Annotated in this window: 21 protein-coding genes, 1 tRNA gene and 2 pseudogenes; 15 read left to right on the forward strand and 9 right to left on the reverse strand. The window is 62.9% G+C overall.

Translation table 11 applies throughout. The annotated features are described in order from the left end of the window. Positions 1–37: 37 nt before the first annotated feature. The gene (locus tag AC6I0Y_RS01005) at positions 38–1,354 is read left to right on the forward strand and encodes a hemolysin family protein (RefSeq protein WP_160708748.1); all 1,317 of its coding nucleotides are present in this window, start codon (positions 38–40) and stop codon (positions 1,352–1,354) included. A 154-nt stretch (positions 1,355–1,508) separates the two neighbouring features. On the opposite strand, the gene AC6I0Y_RS01010 is transcribed toward AC6I0Y_RS01005, so the two are convergent. Further along, the gene (locus tag AC6I0Y_RS01010; RefSeq protein WP_497732357.1) at positions 1,509–2,303 is read right to left on the reverse strand and encodes an amidohydrolase family protein; all 795 of its coding nucleotides are present in this window, start codon (positions 2,301–2,303) and stop codon (positions 1,509–1,511) included. A gap of 336 nt (positions 2,304–2,639) precedes the next feature. Between AC6I0Y_RS01010 and AC6I0Y_RS01015 the strand changes: the two genes are divergently transcribed. From AC6I0Y_RS01015 to AC6I0Y_RS01050, 8 genes are all read left to right on the forward strand, one after another. Continuing rightward, positions 2,640–2,984 carry a rhodanese-like domain-containing protein gene (locus tag AC6I0Y_RS01015; RefSeq protein ID WP_160708744.1) on the forward strand — a complete coding sequence of 115 codons (345 nt, stop codon included), beginning with the start codon at positions 2,640–2,642 and terminating at the stop codon, positions 2,982–2,984. Positions 2,985–3,223: 239 nt separating this feature from the next. Then, on the forward strand, positions 3,224–3,703 hold the full coding sequence (locus AC6I0Y_RS01020) for a universal stress protein (RefSeq protein ID WP_497732359.1): 480 nt from the start codon (positions 3,224–3,226) through the stop codon (positions 3,701–3,703). A 127-nt stretch (positions 3,704–3,830) separates the two neighbouring features. Continuing rightward, positions 3,831–3,907, forward strand: a tRNA-Met gene (locus AC6I0Y_RS01025). Between the two features lie 780 nt (positions 3,908–4,687). Then, positions 4,688–5,287 (forward strand): type IV toxin-antitoxin system AbiEi family antitoxin domain-containing protein, encoded by a 600-nt coding sequence (locus AC6I0Y_RS01030; RefSeq protein WP_160708740.1) that lies wholly within the window; start codon positions 4,688–4,690, stop codon positions 5,285–5,287. Continuing rightward, on the forward strand, positions 5,284–5,481 hold the full coding sequence (locus AC6I0Y_RS01035; RefSeq protein ID WP_201750947.1) for a hypothetical protein: 198 nt from the start codon (positions 5,284–5,286) through the stop codon (positions 5,479–5,481). The genes AC6I0Y_RS01030 and AC6I0Y_RS01035 overlap by 4 nt, the downstream gene beginning before the upstream one ends. 9 nt (positions 5,482–5,490) lie before the next feature. Then, positions 5,491–6,132: a nucleotidyl transferase AbiEii/AbiGii toxin family protein gene (locus AC6I0Y_RS01040; RefSeq protein ID WP_497732361.1), complete on the forward strand. Its 642-nt coding sequence runs from the start codon at positions 5,491–5,493 to the stop codon at positions 6,130–6,132. Positions 6,133–6,303: 171 nt separating this feature from the next. Then, complete coding sequence (locus AC6I0Y_RS01045; protein ID WP_160708738.1) at positions 6,304–6,504, forward strand: helix-turn-helix transcriptional regulator; 201 nt, start codon at positions 6,304–6,306, stop codon at positions 6,502–6,504. 10 nt (positions 6,505–6,514) lie between these two features. After that, positions 6,515–7,078, forward strand: coding sequence for a hypothetical protein (locus AC6I0Y_RS01050; protein ID WP_497732363.1), 564 nt, complete (start codon positions 6,515–6,517; stop codon positions 7,076–7,078). A gap of 142 nt (positions 7,079–7,220) precedes the next feature. Here the strand turns inward: AC6I0Y_RS01050 and AC6I0Y_RS01055 are convergent. After that, a pseudogene (locus AC6I0Y_RS01055) lies at positions 7,221–7,454 on the reverse strand (hypothetical protein); the annotation flags it as partial. Between the two features lie 218 nt (positions 7,455–7,672). On the opposite strand from AC6I0Y_RS01055, the gene AC6I0Y_RS01060 reads away from it, so the two are divergent. Both AC6I0Y_RS01060 and AC6I0Y_RS01065 read left to right on the forward strand, forming a co-directional pair. Beyond that, positions 7,673–8,266, forward strand: coding sequence for a TorD/DmsD family molecular chaperone (locus AC6I0Y_RS01060; RefSeq protein WP_497732365.1), 594 nt, complete (start codon positions 7,673–7,675; stop codon positions 8,264–8,266). Continuing rightward, positions 8,263–8,520: a DmsC/YnfH family molybdoenzyme membrane anchor subunit gene (locus AC6I0Y_RS01065; protein WP_497732370.1), complete on the forward strand. Its 258-nt coding sequence runs from the start codon at positions 8,263–8,265 to the stop codon at positions 8,518–8,520. The genes AC6I0Y_RS01060 and AC6I0Y_RS01065 overlap by 4 nt, the downstream gene beginning before the upstream one ends. Before the next feature lie 253 nt (positions 8,521–8,773). On the opposite strand, the gene AC6I0Y_RS01070 is transcribed toward AC6I0Y_RS01065, so the two are convergent. The 4 genes and pseudogenes from AC6I0Y_RS01070 to AC6I0Y_RS01085 form a co-directional block, all read right to left on the reverse strand. Further along, a complete protein-coding gene (locus tag AC6I0Y_RS01070; RefSeq protein WP_497732371.1) occupies positions 8,774–9,484 on the reverse strand; it encodes a TorD/DmsD family molecular chaperone in 711 nt (236 codons plus the stop codon). A 60-nt stretch (positions 9,485–9,544) separates the two neighbouring features. Further along, positions 9,545–10,390, reverse strand: coding sequence for a dimethyl sulfoxide reductase anchor subunit family protein (locus AC6I0Y_RS01075; protein ID WP_497732376.1), 846 nt, complete (start codon positions 10,388–10,390; stop codon positions 9,545–9,547). After that, positions 10,391–10,801: pseudogene (locus AC6I0Y_RS01080) on the reverse strand (4Fe-4S dicluster domain-containing protein); the annotation flags it as partial. Positions 10,802–10,975: 174 nt separating this feature from the next. Beyond that, positions 10,976–11,740 (reverse strand): transposase, encoded by a 765-nt coding sequence (locus AC6I0Y_RS01085; protein WP_497732379.1) that lies wholly within the window; start codon positions 11,738–11,740, stop codon positions 10,976–10,978. A gap of 214 nt (positions 11,741–11,954) precedes the next feature. Between AC6I0Y_RS01085 and AC6I0Y_RS01090 the strand changes: the two genes are divergently transcribed. From AC6I0Y_RS01090 to AC6I0Y_RS01100, 3 genes are all read left to right on the forward strand, one after another. Then, complete coding sequence (locus AC6I0Y_RS01090; protein WP_497732381.1) at positions 11,955–12,608, forward strand: response regulator transcription factor; 654 nt, start codon at positions 11,955–11,957, stop codon at positions 12,606–12,608. Between the two features lie 16 nt (positions 12,609–12,624). After that, positions 12,625–13,338, forward strand: coding sequence for a sensor histidine kinase (locus AC6I0Y_RS01095; protein ID WP_497732384.1), 714 nt, complete (start codon positions 12,625–12,627; stop codon positions 13,336–13,338). 195 nt (positions 13,339–13,533) lie between these two features. Further along, positions 13,534–13,953 (forward strand): helix-turn-helix transcriptional regulator, encoded by a 420-nt coding sequence (locus AC6I0Y_RS01100; protein ID WP_497732387.1) that lies wholly within the window; start codon positions 13,534–13,536, stop codon positions 13,951–13,953. A 115-nt stretch (positions 13,954–14,068) separates the two neighbouring features. On the opposite strand, the gene AC6I0Y_RS01105 is transcribed toward AC6I0Y_RS01100, so the two are convergent. Both AC6I0Y_RS01105 and AC6I0Y_RS01110 read right to left on the reverse strand, forming a co-directional pair. Beyond that, positions 14,069–14,626, reverse strand: a complete 558-nt coding sequence (locus AC6I0Y_RS01105) for a cytochrome c3 family protein (protein WP_497732390.1) — start codon at positions 14,624–14,626, stop codon at positions 14,069–14,071. 75 nt (positions 14,627–14,701) lie between these two features. Next, on the reverse strand, positions 14,702–16,162 hold the full coding sequence (locus AC6I0Y_RS01110) for an FAD-dependent oxidoreductase (RefSeq protein ID WP_497732392.1): 1,461 nt from the start codon (positions 16,160–16,162) through the stop codon (positions 14,702–14,704). Between the two features lie 221 nt (positions 16,163–16,383). Here AC6I0Y_RS01110 and AC6I0Y_RS01115 point away from each other — a divergent pair, with 221 nt between their 5' ends. After that, entirely contained in the window at positions 16,384–17,808 is a 1,425-nt protein-coding gene (locus tag AC6I0Y_RS01115; RefSeq protein ID WP_497732395.1) for a helix-turn-helix domain-containing protein, read from the forward strand. 43 nt (positions 17,809–17,851) lie between these two features. Here the strand turns inward: AC6I0Y_RS01115 and AC6I0Y_RS01120 are convergent, their stop codons facing one another. Beyond that, entirely contained in the window at positions 17,852–18,841 is a 990-nt protein-coding gene (locus AC6I0Y_RS01120; protein ID WP_497732397.1) for a C-terminal binding protein, read from the reverse strand. Between the last annotated feature and the right edge of the window lie 270 nt (positions 18,842–19,111).

A 19,111-nucleotide genomic window follows, 5' to 3' on the forward strand; every position in this document is an offset into this window, starting at 1 on the left:
TGCGCCCGAGTTTGGACATAAAGGGGTAGACGCCTTCATGATGACCGCAGTCAACTTGCTTTTGGTTCTGGTGTTTCTGCTGATGAACGCCTTCTTCGTCGTGGCGGAGTTCGCGCTGGTGCGCGTCCGTCGCAGCCAGGTGGACATGGCTGTGGCCGAGAAGCGCCGCGGTGCCGAGGCGGCTCGCGACGTGACGACCCACATCAACGCCTACCTGTCGGCCTGCCAGCTGGGCATCACACTCGCGTCGCTGGCCATTGGCTGGCTGGGCGAACCGGCGGTGTCCGCCGTGCTGGAGGAACCGCTGCTGGCTCTGGGCCTGCCCCAGGCGGCGGTGCATCCCATCTGCATCGCCGTGGGCTTCTTTATCGTGACCACGCTGCACGTGGTGGTGGGCGAGCTCATCCCCAAGTCGTTCGCCATCTTCTCTACGGAGAAGTACGCGCTGATCACCGCCGCGCCGCTGCGCGTGTTCTACAAGATCACCTACCCGGTGATGGTCATCTTCAACGGCATCACCAACGGCGTGATGCGCCTGTTCGGCCACGATCCGGCCGACGAGCATGAGGTGTACACCGGCGACGAGATCAAGCTGCTCATCGACGAGTCAACCGAGAGCGGCCTCATAGACCCGGAGCAGAACGAGTTCGTGGACAACATCTTCGACCTGGGCGACAAGGACGCCGAGGCCATCATGACGCCGCGTACTGAGCTCATCGTGCTGGACGAGGAGGATTCCCTGGCCGAGAACCTGGAGACTATTCGTCAGTACAAGTACACGCGCTATCCGGTGTGTCGCGGCAGCAAGGACCACATCATCGGCTTCGTGCACGTGAAGGATCTCTATGGCATGCCGGATGACACGCCCATGGAGGAGTGGCCCATCCGCGAGATTCCCGCAGTGCCCGAGACGGCGCCCATCGCGCGCCTGCTCGAGACGCTGCAGGAGAAGCGCACTGAGATCACCGTGGTGGTGGATGAGCACGGCGGCACGGCCGGCATCGTCACCATGAGCGACATCATGGAGCAGATCGTCGGCCGCATCGACGACGAGTACCTGCATCCCTGCGAGGACGAGGTGATCACGCTGCCGGACGGGTCGTTCCTCATCGACGGCTCGCTTGCCATCGGCGAGGTGGAGGAGCTCATCGGCTTCGAGCCGGAGGAGGCCGCCGAGTGCGAGACCGCCGGCGGGCTGCTGCTCTCGCTGTTCGACCGTATTCCCGACGAGGGCGATACCGTGGTGCTCGAGGGACTGAGGACGAAGGTGACGTTCCGCGTGATCGACATGGACCGCCTGCGCATCGACAAGATATCCGTGACGCTGGAGAAGCCGGAGGCGGAAGAGGAGTAGCGCCGGGCGCGCCCGGCGGCGCCGGGCCGGAAGGCGCTGGGCGCGCCCGGCGGCGCGGCGGAGACAGGAAGGCGCCGGGCCGTGGGCTGCGGCCCCGCGATGCGAGGGAGGGGGGCGGCTTGCGTGCTGGCGAGTCGCCCCCCCCCCTCGCGTTTTAGGCCACCGTGAAGCCGAGGAAGCGCTCGGCGTTGCGGTGGAAGAGGCGCTCCTTCTCGGCGTCGGTGAAGGGGAGCGCGTCGTACATCCAGAATTCCTCGGCCGGCGCCCACATGGGGTAATCCGAGCCGAACATGAGGCGGTCGGTGCCGTAGAGCTTGGTGAGCTCGTAAGTGCGGCGCGGCCCGAGGAACGCCTGGGCGCTCGACATGTCGAGGAAGCACCGCTCGTCCTCCAGAAACTCGACCGCCAGGTCATAGACAGACCAGCCGCCGAAGTGCGCGGCGTCCACCACCAGGTCGGGGAACGTGTGGAGGATGCGCTTCAGCCGGCGGGGATGCGAGTAGTCGTAGCGGTAGTCGCCCGTGTGCACGATGAGCGGCAGGCGGCCGGCGATGATCTCGTAGATGGCCATGAGGCGCGGGTCGTCCATGTCCACGCCCTGGGTGTCGGGGTGGAGCTTCAGGCCCTTGAGGCCCAGGCTGATGGCGCGTTCTATCTCGGCGGCTGGGTCGGGGTAGTCCTGGTGCAGGGTGGCGAACCCGATGAACTGCGGGTGCGCGGCGCACTGGGCGGCGATGAAGTCGTTGATGGACTCCACGTTGGAGGGCTTGGTGGCCACTGAGTGCACGATGTGGTGGGTGATGGGCGTGCCCTCGCAGAGCGCGAGGAGCTCCTCGGCGGTGCCTCCCGGGGCATCCATGGCGATGGAGTAGAAGTCGCCGACGCTTTCCACGGCGCGGGCGGCGATCTTCTCAGGGTAGATGTGGCAGTGGCAGTCGATGACGGTCATGGGCGCTCCTGGGGTGTCCGCCGACGTCGTCCCCGATGGCGGCGCGTCCACAGAATGGTCGCGGCTGGAGTGCGGGAAGGGGGCGCCTGCGCAACGATTCGGTTGCCGAGCGGCGCTCTTCCGACACGCGCGGGTGACGCCTAACGGAAGCTCTACTTCATGCTTACGCCTGTGATTGTAGAGGTGCGTCTGCGCGCGCGATGCCTAGAATCGGGGACAGCGCGGAAATCCGAAGCTCGCGGCTGCATCATTTTCGGCGTCGGCCCCTGCTTCGGCCTGGCTCCGCGCTCGCGGCCACTGCGAAGGACGTGGCGTCTACCGAGGTGAGGAGCATTCATGGCTCAGGCAACGAAGGATAAGGCGGGGCACATCACCAGGCTCACGCCGCAGCAGGCTCACGATATGATCGAGGGGCAGCATCCGCGCGTCATCGATGTGCGCCCGGAGGGCATGTACCGGCGCGGGCACCTCGTCGACGCGGTGGACTACCCGCTGCCCGATATCGACGCGGAGTCGGCCGAGGAGGTCATCGGCGCGCTTGACACGCCGGTGGTGGTGTACTGCCAGACCGGCGTGCATTCGTCCCTGGCGGCTCGGGAGCTGGAGAGCCTGGGCTACACCTGCGTCTACGACATGGAGGGCGGCATCAGCGCGTGGCCCTACGAGGTGGCGCAGAACTAGGTCGCCTCGTCCGCCCGCGTCAAGCGTTCCGTTGCGAGCGGGCGCTTGACGCGGGGCCTGGCGGCATGGCGGCCGGGGTAGGCGGGGAGGGGCGGTTCGCTGCCTGGGAGCGTTGCGCGTGCCGCCGAGGGCGGATCGCACGTTCGTCTCTTCCTCACAACTTCGCGACGATTCTCGCATCTTGCGTGGAAAACGCTTACGCTGAGTATCAGCGAATGCATCCGAGGAAAGGGGAAGCGATGCTGTACAAGAGGATCCTCGTGCCCTTCGATGGCTCCGAGCCGTCCCAGAACGCCCTCGAGGTGGCGAAGAAGCTGATCGCTGACGATGCCGCCGCCGTGCTGCACGTGCTGACCGTGGTGCCGGCCGGCGCCGTGGCCGCCGAGCTGGAGGCGCCGGCGGGGCCGGGCTCGGCCACGCCGCTGCTCTTCCCGGACATGGAGTCGTACGAGCGCGTGATCGAGCGCGCCAAGGCGACGGCGATGGACGATCTGAACGAGGCCCTCGGCGAGCGCCTGGACGACGTGGCTTGCGACGTGCAGGTGGGCGCCGTCATCAGCGGCAAGGCGGCCGATGGCATCTGCGACTATGCCGAGGCGAACGACTGCGAGATCATCGTCATGGGCCGCCGAGGCCTGGGCGCCCTGCGCGGTATGCTCGGCAGCGTGAGTTACGCCGTCCTCCACGAGGCCGATGTGCCGGTGCTCACCGTGAAGTAGCCCCCTGCCCGCGCGATGCCCCTAATGTGCAGGAATTGTGCCGTTTGACGGCGCAGCCTCGCTAAAGGTTGCGTTGGCGGGACGAGGCGCGTAATATATCTCCTTGCCCTTAAGGGTGCACATACATTGCGGGGTGGAGCAGTCTGGTAGCTCGCCGGGCTCATAACCCGGAGGCCGTAGGTTCAAATCCTGCCCCCGCGACCAACTTTCTCAGGTCAGCCACGCGCTGGCCTTTTTTTGTGACGAGTGACAAAGGGTCACACCTAATGGCACCCCCCCATGGGGACAACGTGCCATCAGGACAACGTGCCATCAGGTTGCGCCTAATGGCACACCCCCTTCCGCCAGTCAGGCCTGCATGTGGCGGGGGGCAAGCCACAATGTGACAATAGGCCGAACCTAATGGCACACCCCGCCAGCCAGGCTTGCGTGTGGCGGCGGGGCAAGCCGGATGCCTTGCCCTCCTACCTTCCCGCCCATTGGCGCATCATCCGAAGAAGTTACCCAGCACTTGGCACAAGCGAGCCCAGTCGTATGAGTCGGAGCTTGGCGGACGGTATCCTTTCAGCTCGCAGTACTTGAGGAGCGGCTGGATCGTGTCACGGCCTCCGTTGTTGTGGACATAGACGCCGATCTTGCGTTCTTTTGTCGTGATGACTGCTCGATTACTCATTGTTTGCGACCTCCTATGGTTTCGGCGCAGGCCCTATGCCTCCGCCTTTCGGGCGGAGATGCGACGAGGTTCAGCGGACGGCGCAAGGGGGAAAGCGAAAACCCGGAGGGCAACGAGTTTTGCCTGTTCGGGAATCCTCCACTCCAGGGCAAAAGTTTTTCGCGGCCCTTGAGCCGAGGCTGGTTCTCGGCAAGTCTTTCAGCCAGAAGGAGAAGCGGGCTCGCCGCAAGAGGGCGCAAGGCGAATCGAGTGGAAGTAGATTATTAGACCCAAAAACGCTAGAATATGGGTCTATTAGTCTAGGAGGTCAAGTGACCGCATCCGTTGCAGAACATATCGAGAAGCTGGGAGGGGTAGCTTCCTCATCTCAGCTCAAGGAGGCTGGGTATGCGCCCGGTGTGATCGAGTACGCCTTTAGTAGCGGCAAGATCGACAGGCTGACCCGAGGCGTCTACTGCTCGCTCGATGTGCTGGACGACGAGTTCGCGGCGGTGACCATGCGTTGGCCGAAGTGCATACTCTCACATGGAACCGCGCTGTATCTGCTGGGGCTGTCCGATCGCGTGCCCGGGAACCTGAGCGTAAGTGTCCCACGGGACTATAATCCGCGGGAGCTGAGGCGAACCCATCCGGACATGAGGATTCATCGCGAGAGCGACAAGCTCTACGGGCTGGGCAAGACCACGGTGAAGGACCCCATGGGCGTCATCGTGCCCACCTACGATGCGGAGCGCTCCATAGCCGACATCATCCAAGAGAGGGCCAAGGGCACCGTGAACCCGCAGCTCGTGAGGGATGCCATAGTGGGCTATTTCAGGAAGGGCGACCGCGACCTGCCCAAGCTCGCGAAGATGTGCGAGGCGCTGGGCGTTCGAGATGAGCTGCAGACGTACCTGGAGGTGCTTGAATGAACGAAATGAGAAGCGATGCGAGCCTGAGGGGGAAAGTGCGCCACCTTTCCAACGAGTATGGGCTCAAGTCTCAAGAGGTGCTTCAGATGTATCTCTTCGAGCATCTGCTCATGCGCTTGGCCAAGAGCTCCTACGCTGACAAGTTCGTGCTCAAGGGAGGCCTTCTTATCTCGTCGATGACCGGCATCTACTAGCGTACAACCATGGACATGGATGCGACCGTCGTGGGCATGGATATGGATGAGGAGACCATCGCAAATGCCCTACGCGAGATCTGCGCAACCGATGTTGGCGATGGAATGACATACGCGTTCGAGAGGATCGAGCCCATCCGCGAAGATGACGAGTACGCAAACTGGCGCGCTCACCTCAAGGCGAAATACGGAAGGATCGATGCGCCGGTAAAAGTGGACATCACGACTGGTGATGCCATCTATCCATCGCAGGTCAGACACAAGTTCGAGCTGATGTTCGACCAAGGCGCGCTCGATGTTCTGTCCTATCATCCGGCAACCGTTCTGGCCGAAAAGCTTGAGACAGTGCTTAGCCGAGGAGTGGCGAACACGCGCGGCAGGGACTTCTACGATCTGTATGCCATCCCGCGCTACTATTCCGGGGTCATAAATGAGCAAGATCTTCGAGAGGCGCTTCGTCGCACTGCCGAGAAGCGAGGCTCTCAGCACGCTATAGCGGAGTGGAAAGATACGCTCGAAGGCATTCGTGCTTCTGCCATCATGCACCAGGTCTGGTCTTCGTATGTTGCTGATACCCCATATGCGAATGGCGTCTCTTTAGACGATTCGTTAGACTCAATCGAAAAGCTGATGGACTCGTTGAAGCTATAGATGGATTCAAAACGCACAATACAAAAGGGTGAGACAAATTGTCTCACCCTTTTTGTAAGCATGAACTGGCAAGAGAAGTGTTGATCGTTTTAGCTTGACAGAAGACTAATGCAATATATAATTTGCAATGTAAGATATATTTTGCATTTCGAATTGCTGTCTAGGAGTGCCATGGAAGGCGAAAAGAACTTGCGAATGAGAAGCGCTCGCAATGATGCCGGGCTGTCGCAAACAGATTTGGCAGAGCGTGTAGGGGCTACGCGTCAAACCATCGGGTTGATCGAGGCGGGCAAATACAACCCTTCGCTCAAACTCTGCAAGGCAATCTGCCAAACGCTAGGCAAAACACTCAATGACCTGTTCTGGGATTAAGGAGGAAACGATGAACCTGATCAAACGATGGAATGCCTTCATGGGCCCCAAGGACGAGCGACTTGAATCCGAGTCCAACCGCTGCATGCGCGTCGGCTATACCATATTGCTCGCAGGAGCGGGAATCGCTGCCTGGTACGGGATCATGGTCAATCAGGTGGCAGACACGACGGACACCCCGATCTACACCAGCATCGGTCAAGATGTCTTTCCGGTAACAGGCGTTATTGCGGTAGCCATTCTCGTATCCTGTCTTATCACTCTTGGGATGCAGATGAAGGCGGGAATCGTCGACGAGCACGTGTGCATGGCTACCATCGATCACGTGCCTTGGGGATTTTGCGTCCTCATTGGTTTGATTAGTGGCGCGATGTTGGGAGTCATCTCTGCGGCCATGCGCATGCTGGCAGAGATTCAGATCGTTGGCATAGAGAGTGTGACTTGGGCAGGTGATCTGGCTATGGGTGTCGTTTTCTTCGTTATGGCATTTGTCGTGGGTACCTTCGGAACTGCCGCATATATCAAATCCGCAATCGTAGGGCGAGCCAAGCAGGACAGCCTTCTCGAAGATTAGATTCAGATAATTTGTCCGATTTCTTGGTGCTGAGACAAAACGTCCCGGCACCAAGATACTGTTTAGCTTGCCTTTTCAAGAACAGCGAGCATTGCTCTGAGCTCCTCGATGGAGAACGGGATGGATTCTGGCGTGATACTCTCTAACCGCTTTGGATCGAACTCTGTGTTCTGCCCTTCCATTTCAGCTCTACGCTGCTCGACTTCACGTTGGAAAACACTGTAAGTTCATCGAAAGCGCCTTCGATATATTTGACTGCTTGCTGTTTAGCCTCGGGATCCACATCCGCATAAATGTCGAGGGTCATGGAAGGATTCGCGTGACCTAGATAGTCAGCGACGGTGCGAACATCTGCTCCGCTTCCGATCATAAAGGTTGCGAAGGCACGAGTGACAAAGGGTCACACCTAATGGCACCCCCCCCTTCCGCCAGTCAGGCCTGCATGTGGCGGGGGCAAGCCACAATGTGACAATAGGCCGAACCTGATGGCACAAATCAGACGAAGTGGTTGGCTTCTTCGACAAGATGGAACGCGGAGCCGGCCCTCTGCACCGACCCATTCTGCGTTGGCAATGTGCCATTAGGTTGAACCCAATGGCACAACCTGCCCCCGCGACCAACTTTCCCAGGAGACTGGAGGCCTTGAGCCCAAGCGCCCTCTATGCGGCATGCGATGCCGTGGGCTTGCATGCCCCCGAGCCGCTGGCGAGGCAGATCGAGCGATCCCGTCGCGCCATCAAAGACGCGCGACGGGAATACACGACGCTCTTCCTGGGGCCTGCGGTGCTTCCCGCGCCCATGTGGGAGTCGGCTTATGTGACCCGCGAGAACGTCATCTTCACCAAGGAGACGCTTGCCGTGCGCTCGTTCTACCGTGAATGCGGCTTGCTTCCCGCCTTGTACCCCCGCGTGGCCGATGATCACATCGCCTTCGAAATCGGGTTCCTGGCGCTTCTCGCGAAACAGGCTCTCGATGCGCAGGTCGAGGGCGATGCGCGGGGCCTCAAGACGGCATTGCTGAGAAGCGGGCAGTTTGTAGACGAGCATCTCGGCTGCTGGATTGCCGAGTGGTCCCGCGGAATGAACGATAGGTCGGACAGCAGCCTCTATGCCGAGACGGCGGCGTTTGCGGCGGAGTTGGTCGAGCGCGACAGGCTGCTTTTGCAAGAGCTGGGAGGGCAATTATGATAGCGGAGTTTCCCCTGTTCGTCTTCACGATGTTTTCCGGTGCCTCGGCCGGAGCGTATCTGGCCGCGACCCTCTTTCGCGACAGCGAGAGGCTGAGGAAGAGGCCGTGGGCCCTGCAGCTCGCCTGCCTTGTGCTTCTGGGCATCGGCCTTCTGGCCTCGCTTATCCACCTCGGACAGCCGACGCGTTTCCTGAACGCCTTGGCCCATGGGAGCGCGCCCGTCGCCTTGGAGGCGTACTGCTCCATTGGGTGACAAAGGGTCACACCTAATGGCACCTCCCCATGGCATAAATCGCAACGTGGCACTAGCAACGTGCCATTAGGTGTGACCTAATGGCACTATGGCGCCCTCCCATGGTGGCAACGAATATGACATTAGGTGTGACCCTTTGTCACCCCAAGTAGGTGTGACCCTTTGTCACCCCAAGGAAGAGGACCGGGAAGGCCCCGGTCCTCTCAGGTAGCGATTGCGCGCAAGGAGAACCTCGTGCGCGGCGCAAGACGGTCTAAGCGGCTTTTCGGCTTCGAAGGTCTTCCAGGTCGTTCTCGAGCTGCGCCATGGCGTCGGGCTCGTCCTCCACGAAAGCCTGGGTTATCTTGAGGCAGCCGCGATAGAAACGCGTGGACACCAGCTTGGACGCAAGCGCCTTGAAGCGGGGGAACCACGACGCCACGTGCGCGTCGAAAAACGCTTGCTGCTCGCGGACAGACTGCAGTGCCTCGTCGAAGCGCCCGTCCGCAATGAGGCCCGACAGTCCGTCACACTGACGAGCCATGAACTCGAACAGAAACGATAGGTGGTCGTCGGGGAGGTCGAGGCCTTCCCTCACCCTGACGTAGGACTCCCTGAACACGCGATGCACCTCGCCGCTGGCTTCGCCCATCACAAAGCCGCCGCCGTAGCGGTACAGCGACTCGAACGGCTGCGCCGCACGCCCTTTGTAGGTTTGGGTTCCATAGAACGTCGCGGTGTAATCGCTTGCGAGCTCCTGGCGGGTTCCGGTGTTCCGCTTGCGCAGATACCGGTACAGGTCGTTGTAGCCGTCGGCGAACGGGGAGCCGTCCTCCGATGCGATCGCCGCTAGATCGGCCTCTGCCAGCGCATCGATCTGCTCCTGCGTCAGCGGCTTGAAATACAGCTGCGCAAGCATGCGGTACAGAGCCGCGCGATCGCCGAGGGTCTTCCTCACGACTTCGGTTTGCAGGTCTTCGGACATGGCCTTCCCCTTTCTCGCTTCCACTTCCGGCCGTAGATGGTTTTCGAGATACGCCTATAACTAGAGGTTGAGCATAACGCTGGGAACGGTGCAGCTGAACAGGTCGATGAAGCCCGTGGAGCATACCCACATGAGCACCCTGACAGATACGCCGCCCACGAAAGCGCAGGCAAGGCCCACGCCCGCGAGAACCGCTGGCGAGACGGACGCCTTCTTCGTCAGGGCGACGACGGATACCGCAAGCGTGGCAACCGCGCCGATGGCCACGACGCCGCCCCAGAGGATCGCCTCATGGCCGGTCGTGTTGCCGCCCAGGAAGAGGCAGTACGACGCAAGGCCCGCGGCGTTGACGGCGGCGGCAACCGTCACGGCGACATTCAGCTTGCCGCCCAGCTCGTCGCCTTCTCCCTTCAGGGCGCTGATGAGCGCGAACAGGAACGCGCCGCACGCAAGCGAGCTGCCGAGGTAGGCGAGGGGGAGCGTCTCGCTGTTCCACGTGGGCTGGCCCTCGATGACGTAGCCGTGGCCGCAGAAATACCCCAGCATCAGGCCGAGCACGATGCCCAAAACGCTCAGGACGCGCAGCGGAGCGGTTGCCTTGCTGCGCCGTCTCACCAGAAGGTAGGCCACCATGATGGCGAAGTTGGCGCCTAGAAGCATGAGCTCGATGGAAATGCCCGAGAACGAGAGCAGGTTGGTCACGGCGCTTATGGCGTGCAGCGGGGCTGCGAGGTGAAGCACCGAGAGGCAGCCGCCCAGCGCCAGGAGCACGGCGGAGCATGCCGCGCCGGCGTCGCGCGTCTTGTCTGAGCCGCCCAGCAGCTCGGACAGGCCTACGAATGCGAACAGCGATCCGCCCGTTCCGGCCACAAGGGAGAACAGGACCAAGGGCCACTGGATGTCCATTTAGATCAGCTCCTTCCAGCTTGCAACGTTGGGCGAGAGAATGTAGCGCGTCACCGGCTGGGAGTTACCGGGGTCGGCCAGCGCGTGGATGGCCTCGTCCGGGTACTTCGCCATCTCCTTGCACACGTCGCTCTCAGGATCGTCGTAGTCGCCGAAGAAGCGCGCGCCGCAGTTGCAGTTGTGGACGCATGCGGGAACGCCGGATCCGTTTGCGGTGATCTGCGAGCACAGGGTGCACTTCTGCACGCAGCCCTGCTCCTCGTTGAACTGGCGCACGCCGTAGGGGCAGGCATACAGGCAGTAGTGGCAGCCGATGCACTTCTCCTTGTCGATGAGTACATAGCCGGTCTTCTCGTCGCGATACGACGCGCCCGTGGGGCACACCGTGACGCACTGGGGGTTGCGGCACTGCTGGCACTGGGTGACAAAGGGTCACACCTAATGGCACCGTCCCCCATGATGACAATGAAGCGTGGGTGACAAAGGAAGGGTGACAGAGGAAGGGTGACAGAGGGTCACGCCCAGTGGCACCCTCTCATGGCGACAGCGTGACAATAGGTCAAACCTAATGTCACACCCCCCCCCTCATCGCGCTCTCGCGATAGGTCCCCTCCCGATGCCGGTCAGCCGCTCTATCTGGCGAATCGAGAGACCGAGGGCCTTGAGGGTTCCCAGGGCCCTGTCCCTCTCCTCCTTCGGCATGCTGGGGAGGCTGTCCGCAAAGCCCTCCCCGCAAAGGCGCGAGGCGATTGCGCGTGCGTCGCTGTCGCTCAGGCGGGGCCGGTAACCGTCGACCCTCGCAAACCCGTCGAGCTCGTTTTCCATCGCATGGAACCGGGCGAACTCCTCCCTGCTTCCGAAGAACTCGAGCGCCTTAGAGGCGTCGCATATTCCCTCGCCTTCGAGCGCAGATCCTTCACCGAGGATCTCGCGGTAGCTGCTCCACGGATAGCCTTCCATGTCGGCTATCCGCGCCACCTCGGCGTTTCTGTGGATGTACCTGATGGCGGCCAGCATATGCCCCTCGGTCTCGACGGGCTCGGAGGAGAATCTGTTCTGGAAGACCTTGCCAACGTGCCCATGGCGGCCGTTGAAGTACTGCGCGTAGCTGGTTCCCAGGCGCTGCATCAGCCCGGAAAGCTCCGGCGGCTGCGCCCTTACCAGAAGGTGCACGTGGTTGGGCATGAGCGTCCAGGCCAGGACGGCAACCTCCGAGTTCTCAAGCTTGTCTCGGAGCGTTGCGAGGTAGCGCTTCTTGTCGCGGTTGTCCTCGAAGATGAGCCTTCTCCCAAGGCCCCGCTGGGTCACGTGGACGTATCCAGATAGAAGCTCGCTGCGAAGTCTGCGCATGGAAAACCTCTCCGTTCGGGGCGAATGCGGCAATTATGCCATTTGAAGCGGCCCTTTGGCAGGCCTTTGGTGCCGATTGATGTCGTCGGGTCACGTCTAATGGCACACTCTTGCGCCGATAGTGCCATTAGGTGTGACCCTTTGGCACACAGCGATATATATGCTGTTCCGATGCCGCGGAACGGTATGCTGGGGACGAAGGAGGTGCTCCCCGTTGTCCCGCATACTCATCGCCGAAGACGAGCGGTCTATCTCAAACCTCATCCGCTTGGCGCTCGCCAAGGAGGGGTACGACTGCGTATGCGCAGGTGATGGCGATGAGGTGGTCAGTATCCTGGAAGGTGGCCGCTTCGATCTGGTGCTTCTGGACGTGATGCTCCCCAAGGTGGACGGCTTCGCGCTCATGGACTTCATCCGGCCGCTAGGGGTGCCTGTCATCTTCATCACCGCGCGCGGCGATCTCGCCGACCGGGTTCATGGGCTGCGCGCCGGCGCCGAGGACTATATCGTCAAGCCCTTCGAGGTGGCCGAGCTGCTGGCACGCGTGGATGTGGTGCTGCGCCGCTTCCGCCAGACCGATGGCGTGATGATCGTCGATGGGCTGACCGTGGACACCCTCGGTCGCCGCGTGATGCGCGATGGCCAGGAAATCCCCCTCACCAAGACCGAGTACGAGCTGCTGCTTTTGCTCATGCGCAACCCGGGGCGCGCCCTCACCCGCGAGGCCATGTACGAGCAGGTGTGGGGCCAGCCGTTTCGCTATGGCACCAAGACGGTCGACCTCCACGTCCAGCGCATGCGCAAGAAGGTCAAGTGGGAAGAAAAGATAGTCGCCGTCAACAAGGTCGGCTATCGGTTCGAGGCCTGAGGCGCGAAGAACGACGATGGCCGCCGAGCAAGAAGCCGTTTCGCATTTGGAGGCCGTGGTTGAGCGACAAGCCCGTTTCGTCGGAAGCTACGCCCATGAGATAAGGACGGCCCTCACCGCCATCATCGGCTATGCCGACCTGTTGCGCCTCCAAAAGCTTGATGAGGGGGAGCGCGCCGAAGCAGCCGAGTTCATCCTGGCCGAGGGGCAGCGCCTCGAGCGCCTCTCGCAGCTCATCCTCGACTTGGTCGTGCTGGAGGGCCGCCCGCTGCGCCTGAGCCCGGCCAGCCCCGGCATGCTGGTGCAGGGCCTGGTGAAGCGGCTGGCGCCCCTCTATGCCGCCGACGGCATCAGCCTGACCTGCGCATGTGAGGAGGGCGCGTGCCTGATGGAGCCCGACCTCGTGGCGTCTCTGGTGGAGAACCTGTGCGAGAACGCGCGCAGGGCGCTCGGCGGGCCGGGCGAGGTGCGGGTGACGTGCCAGGCGCTTGCCGACGGCTGCCGCATCAGCGTGTCCGATACCGGGCCGGGCATTCCGCCAGAGGCCCTCGACCGCTTGGCGGAGCCCTTCTACCGCGTGGAAGGCGCGCGCCCATCCGAGGGCGGAGCGGGCCTGGGGCTGACGCTCTGCCACGGCATCGCCACAGCCCACAAGGGAAGCCTTTCCTTCGCGAGCGAGCCGGGGGAGGGGACGACGGTGATCGCCGAGCTGCACGGTGGCGCTGCGTAGAAAGCGGGTAATGCGTTGTTTGCCCGCTGGCGGCGAATCCGATGCGGTTTCGATGCAGGCGCTGGGTACCGTTGGTGTTTCCCATCGTTCCCGTCGCGAAAGGACGACCATGCGCCAGCCTCCTTCTCGTGCCCTCGCCACCGGCTCGCCGGCGTCTGCGAATGCGCGGAAAAACACCTTCTGGGGGGGGGTCTGATGACTGACTCCCTCGACATGCTAGGCCCTGCCATCCGCACGCTGCGCAAGGGGCGCGGCCTCACGCAGGAGCAACTGGCCAAGGCGGTGGGGGCGTCGCGCCAGGCGGTGGGTCGTTGGGAGGACGGTGGCGTGCTGCCGGATCTGCGCCATGCCTGCTATCTGGCCCAGGTGCTGGGCGTGGGATTGGACGAGCTGGTGTTCCAGGGCGAGGGCTGGGCGGCGTCGGGCACCACGCCTGCGCGCGAGGACATCCTGGGGGTGACGGCGGTGGAGGACGACGGCCGCCTGGCGCTCTCGAAGGCGGTGGCGCGCCATATGGACCTGCGCCCCGGGGACAAGCTGGTCATCACGCCCTGGGGCCCTGCGGGTGTGGCGATGCAGGAGCTGGAGGCGTTCCTCCGCGCCAGCGAACAGTAGCCGCGAGGGCATAGGACGCGGCAGGGCGCGTCCGAAAGCAGGCAAGCCGAGGCCCCGCGCTGGAGGGATGAGCGCGGGGCCTCGGCTTAGAGCGCGCATGGCGCGCGGGACGATGCTATTTCCAGGAATCCGGCAGGGTGATGTCACTGTGGCACTTCTGGCAGTACATGGTTGACTTGTCGTGCATGAAGTGACACGAGTAGCAGTCGAGCATGCCCTGATGCGAGTCGTGGGGGTTGCGGGCGGTGCCCTGGTACCTCTCGGTGCTCGCTTGGATGTCCTTCCAGTCCATGCCGTCATCGGGGTCATCGTTGTCGTGGCAGCGGAAGCAGAATTCTGCGGTGCCCAGCCGGCGAACCTTCATAGGGTCGCTGAAGTCCCCTGAAAGCCAGGCCTGTACCTCGCCGACCTGCTGTTCAAGCGAAGCCTCGTGACAGTCGAGGCATTCGTCCCCGTTGGCGCGATGGGCTGTCACTAGCTGCGTGGGGTCGTCGGAGTAGTAGCTCTCCACATAGGGATCCATGGGGCTGTGGCAGATGGCATTGCAAAAAGATGGGCTCTCGTGCCATACCCAGAACCCCGCTCCCGCGACGACGATAACTGCCGCCATCACGCCGAGGGCGATAGGCCAGCGTTTTCCCCGCCGCTTGCCTTCCTTTGCTTCTCCTGTCATTTCTCACCTCTTTGCTCTTGCTTCTGGCTCGTGGCGGCCACGGTCTCGGTGCGGCCGCCACGTTGACTCGCGTGTCTAGGCCTTGGCCAGCTCGGCGATGCGCTCCCCGACGTACATGCCCGAAGCGTAGGCGGGAACCTGGTCGCAGCTATAGTCGAACAGACCCATGATGCCTGCGGCGAACATGTGCGGGACGAGCTCGCCCTTCTCGTCGAGGCACTGACAGTTGATGTCGGTCTTGAGCGCGCCCATGGTCTTGTAGCGGACGGGGCGGTTGCTCATGCAGTAGTAGGGCGGTTTGAGCTCCTGGAGCCACAGCTTGCGTCCGAATTTGGGGTCTTCGCCTGTCGCGCAGATCTGGGCATACTCGTCGAAGGTGGCCTGGAGCTCGGAGAGGGGGACGGCCATGGCCTCGGCAAGCTCCTCGATGGTCTGGCAGGTGTGGATCTCGTCGCCACCCGTGAGGATGCACTCGCGGTTCTGGCTGTTCATGAGCGTGTCGTCCCAGATGGACCACCAGTTGCCGGCGTTGCATGCAAGGCATCCCGTCGCAGCGGCATGCACCGAAGTCTCGTTCATGAAGCGGCGGCCGTTTTGGAGGATGCTCAGCGAGGGGCCGTACTGCTGCGCGACGAAGATGGCCTCGGAGTGCCCGTTGAGGTTCTTGTACAGGGACATGGCCTGCTCGTCCCAGGCGATGCCGACGGTCTTAGCCAGTTTGAAGCCGTCTCCGTTGCCCGAGGTGATGACGCAGCCGAGGTTGGTCCAGTTGGGCAGGTACTTGGCCACCATCTCCTGATCGCTGATGAAGCCTCCGGTGGCGAGAACGATGTAATCGCCCTTGACATCGGTGATCTCGCCGGTGAGTTCGTCGACGCAGCGCACGCCCACCACCTCGTCGTTGGCGTCGGTGATGAGGGACGTCACCCGGTTCTCGAAGAAGAACTCCACGCCAATGCCGTCCAGATTCTCCTTGATGGTGTCGAACAGGGGGCTGTTCTCGCAGAGGCCGCCCTTCGGCAGCCAGGTGCTCTCGTAGTTCTCGATGACCGGATCCCACTCATAGCCGAACTCGTCGGCCAGCAGATCCTGGGCCTTGCCGGTGTACTCGCTGATCTTTTCGGCGAGCTCGGGGAAGTTCTTCTTCTTGTTGAAGGCGTCCATGGACTCCTTCATCTCCTCCCAGTTCTGAAGTCCGCGCTCGCGTTTGCCCACCTCAGACCCGAACCAGTTCTGGACGCCGGCGGAGTATCGTGCGACGCCACCGACCACGTTGTCGCGGTCGATGATGATGGTGGAGAGCCCGGCCTTGGCGGTTTCGTATCCGCAAAGCACGCCCGAGGGGCCCGCGCCCACGATGACCACCTGAGCCTTTTTCGTGAATTCGACGGGTTGGTACCCGACGAGGTGGGCTTCCCCCTCGCCCGCATTGGAAGACGAGTTGCTCTTTCCTGCCGAGCAGCCCGCCATCCCCATGAGGGCTGCGCCTCCGGCCACGACCCCTGCCAGCTTGAAGAATTCCCTTCGCGTTGCCATGATCCCTCCTCTTTTCCCTGGGTTTTTGCTGACGGGATTTGACGATCCCTGTTGGGCAACATATCGGGAAGGTAACGTCCCGGGTATCGTTCGCGGGTGGTAGAAGCTGGTCAGGAGGGGGTATTTTGGTAGTACTCCCCCTCCTTCGGTCGCCTTGTGGGGGACGATTGTCGGACGGCTGTTGCAAAATAGAGGCTATGGGCAAGAGAAGGCACATAGCCATGGAGGGGAGTCAGGCTTCGGGGGATCTGAGCCTTCCCGAGCTTGCGCTGGCATGCGTGGGGTTTGCCTGTTATCTGGTGGTGGGTATTTTCGAGTTCAGCCCCACGCTTTGCCTGCAGCCCTCGGGCGATGCCGTACTGTTTCTTGCCTCGCTCAAGCCGCTGACGAGAGTGGAGAGCATCCTGATTCTCGTTGGAGCAGCTCTGTATGCGTGGCGGCGAGGGCCACTTTGCGGGAAATGGTGGGTTGTCGTCCTTGTTGGCATTCTCTACTCCGGAGGGCTGCTTGTCGTGCTGCTATGTGGGTGGGGCGGGTCATTTTTCCCGGCAGGGTTAGTGCTCGGCGCTACCATGAAGTCATTCGGCGCGTGCTTTCTGATTCTGTGGGGAGAGGTTCTCGTGCGCGCGAATGGCCGCGTCGTGGCTACGGTGATGGCGAGCAGCTACTTCCTCTGCTTTGGCATGACGGGGTACTTCAGCTTGAACGAGAGCATGGCGACCTCGTTGGTGGTGGCCGCGCTCCCGCTGGCCTCCATGGGGGCGCTTGTCTGCCTTTCGGCCGAATTCGGCCGTCCCCGCGAGGAGCCTGTCGGCGGCCTCGTGGGCCCGCTCTGGCGATCCCTGCCTCTGAAGCAGCTTTTCGCCGTGGGGATATTCGGTGCGGCACAGCTTCTGGTCAACTCCATATCCGAACAGCGTATCGGCTACTCCGTAGAGGCCAACACGGTCGTTGCCGGAGCTGTCGCCTCAGTTGCGATCTTGGCGCTTGTCCTGTTGATGGGGAGCCGTTTCAGGGTCGTGCTGCTCTCGCGGATGCTGATACCGACCCTCATTATCGCCATGCTGCTTGTCCTCATGGCCGAGCCGGGCTTCCAGCGCTACGAGAGCTATGCGCTGGGGGCTGGCTATGCGGTGTTCCGCATCTTCGCCTTCTGCCTCTGGTGCTATTTTGGGAAGAACTCCTCCTGGGGCGCCTCTGTCATCGTCGCCCTGGGGCAGGCGGTGTCGATTCTGTGCAATGGCCTTGAGAACCCCTTGGAAGCTGTCCTTCTCCAGGGCGGCGTAGTGGAAAGTGCCGTTGTTGCCGCAGTTATCGTGGTGGTTCTGGTTGCCGCGCTGTTCATGCTGAGCGAAAGCGACTTCTCCGCGGAGTCGGAGGGAGGCGAGGCGGCTGTCCTTCCGGAAGCGCAGGGAAGCTGCGAAGGGTGCGTCGAGTCGGCTGGACGCGCTCTGGGGCTTACGCAGCGCGAGTGCGACATCTGCCTCTTGCTCATGCAGGGCCAGGCCACCGATGAGGTGTGCGAAGCCCTCTTCATATCCCAGGCAACCTTTAAGACACACATGCGCAACATCTATCGCAAGGCGGGAGTTCACAGCCGCTCGGAGTTACTCGGCCTGATTCGCGAGGGCGGCGTGCGGGCGTAGGGTGCGGCGCTCAGATATGCGAGCGGCACACAGGCTGGGCGCGCTATGCGGACGCGTCCTCGGCGAGCACCTGGGGGTTCACGCAGTTCTCGGGGCGCCGGCCGAGTACCACGTCGATGGCGTTCTGGGCGCAGCGGGCGCGCAGCTCGACGGCCGACTCCTCGGACCAGTAGGCCGCATGGGCCGTGAGCACGGTGTGCGGCGCGCGGCAGATGGGTGCGTCGGGCGCCACGGGCTCCTCCTCGAACACGTCGATGCCGGCGCCCCAAAGCCGCCCCTCCGCGAGGGCTGCGGCCAGGGCGTCGGTATCTACCACCGCCCCGCGCGAGGTGTTCACCACCACGGCGTCGAGCTTCATGGTGGCGATGCGCTCGGCGCTCAGCAGGTGGTGCGTCTCGGGGGTGAGCGCCGTGTGGAAGCTCACCACGTCGCTCACCGCCAGCAGCTCGTCGAGGGTCGCGTAGGGAAAACCCTCCGGTGTCGCGCGTCCTGCGATGCCGCGACGATCCCACACGATCACGCGGAACCCCAGCCCACGGGCCTTGCGGGCCGTCGCGCGGCCGATGTTGCCGTAGCCCACCACGCCGAACGTGCGGCCGCTCACCTGCCCGAGGGGCTGGCGCCGGTGAAAGTCCCAGATGCCGTCGCGCAGGTCGGCGTCAAGTTCGTTCACGCGACGCAGCACGCAGAGCGCCAGCGTTATGGCATGGTCAGACACCACCTCGGTGCCGTAACCCGGCACGTTGCAGACGGCCGTGCCGTTGGCGGTGGCGGCGTCGACGGCGATGTTGTCCACGCCGGTGCCCGTCTTGCTGACCACCTTCAACCCGGGTAGCGCCGCGAAGACGTCCGGCGTGAAGTCGCCGTAGGAGGTGATGGCGCCGTCGGCTCCACGCAGGTGCTCGATGATCTCCTCGGGCATGCGGGAGCGTTCGCCGTCATAGGCGGCGAACTCGATGCCTGCCGCCTCGACCATCTGGCGCTCGAAGGCGGTGTCTCCAAAGTCGGTGTCGGTGGCGACGATCTTGGGCATGGCGGGTTCCTTGGGACTTGACGGGCGATGGGGCGGGTGCGGGCGGCAGCGAGCGGGGCACGGCCTGGGGCGTGCGGGGCTCGCAGAGCCGCTGTCCCAGTATACGGCGCAGCGGCTCGCCAGGCTGGTGCTGCGAGGCGAAGGGCCGGAAGTGTTGCGAATCCGTTCGGTCGGGTGCGGCGGGTCGGATGCGGCGGGTGGGCCGGGTGGGCCGGGTCGGCCGGGTGCGGCGGCCGCCTGCGCGGGTGTTGCCGCTGCGTCGCGCTTCGC

It is taken from the genome of Adlercreutzia sp. St.1H8 (assembly GCF_059728655.1).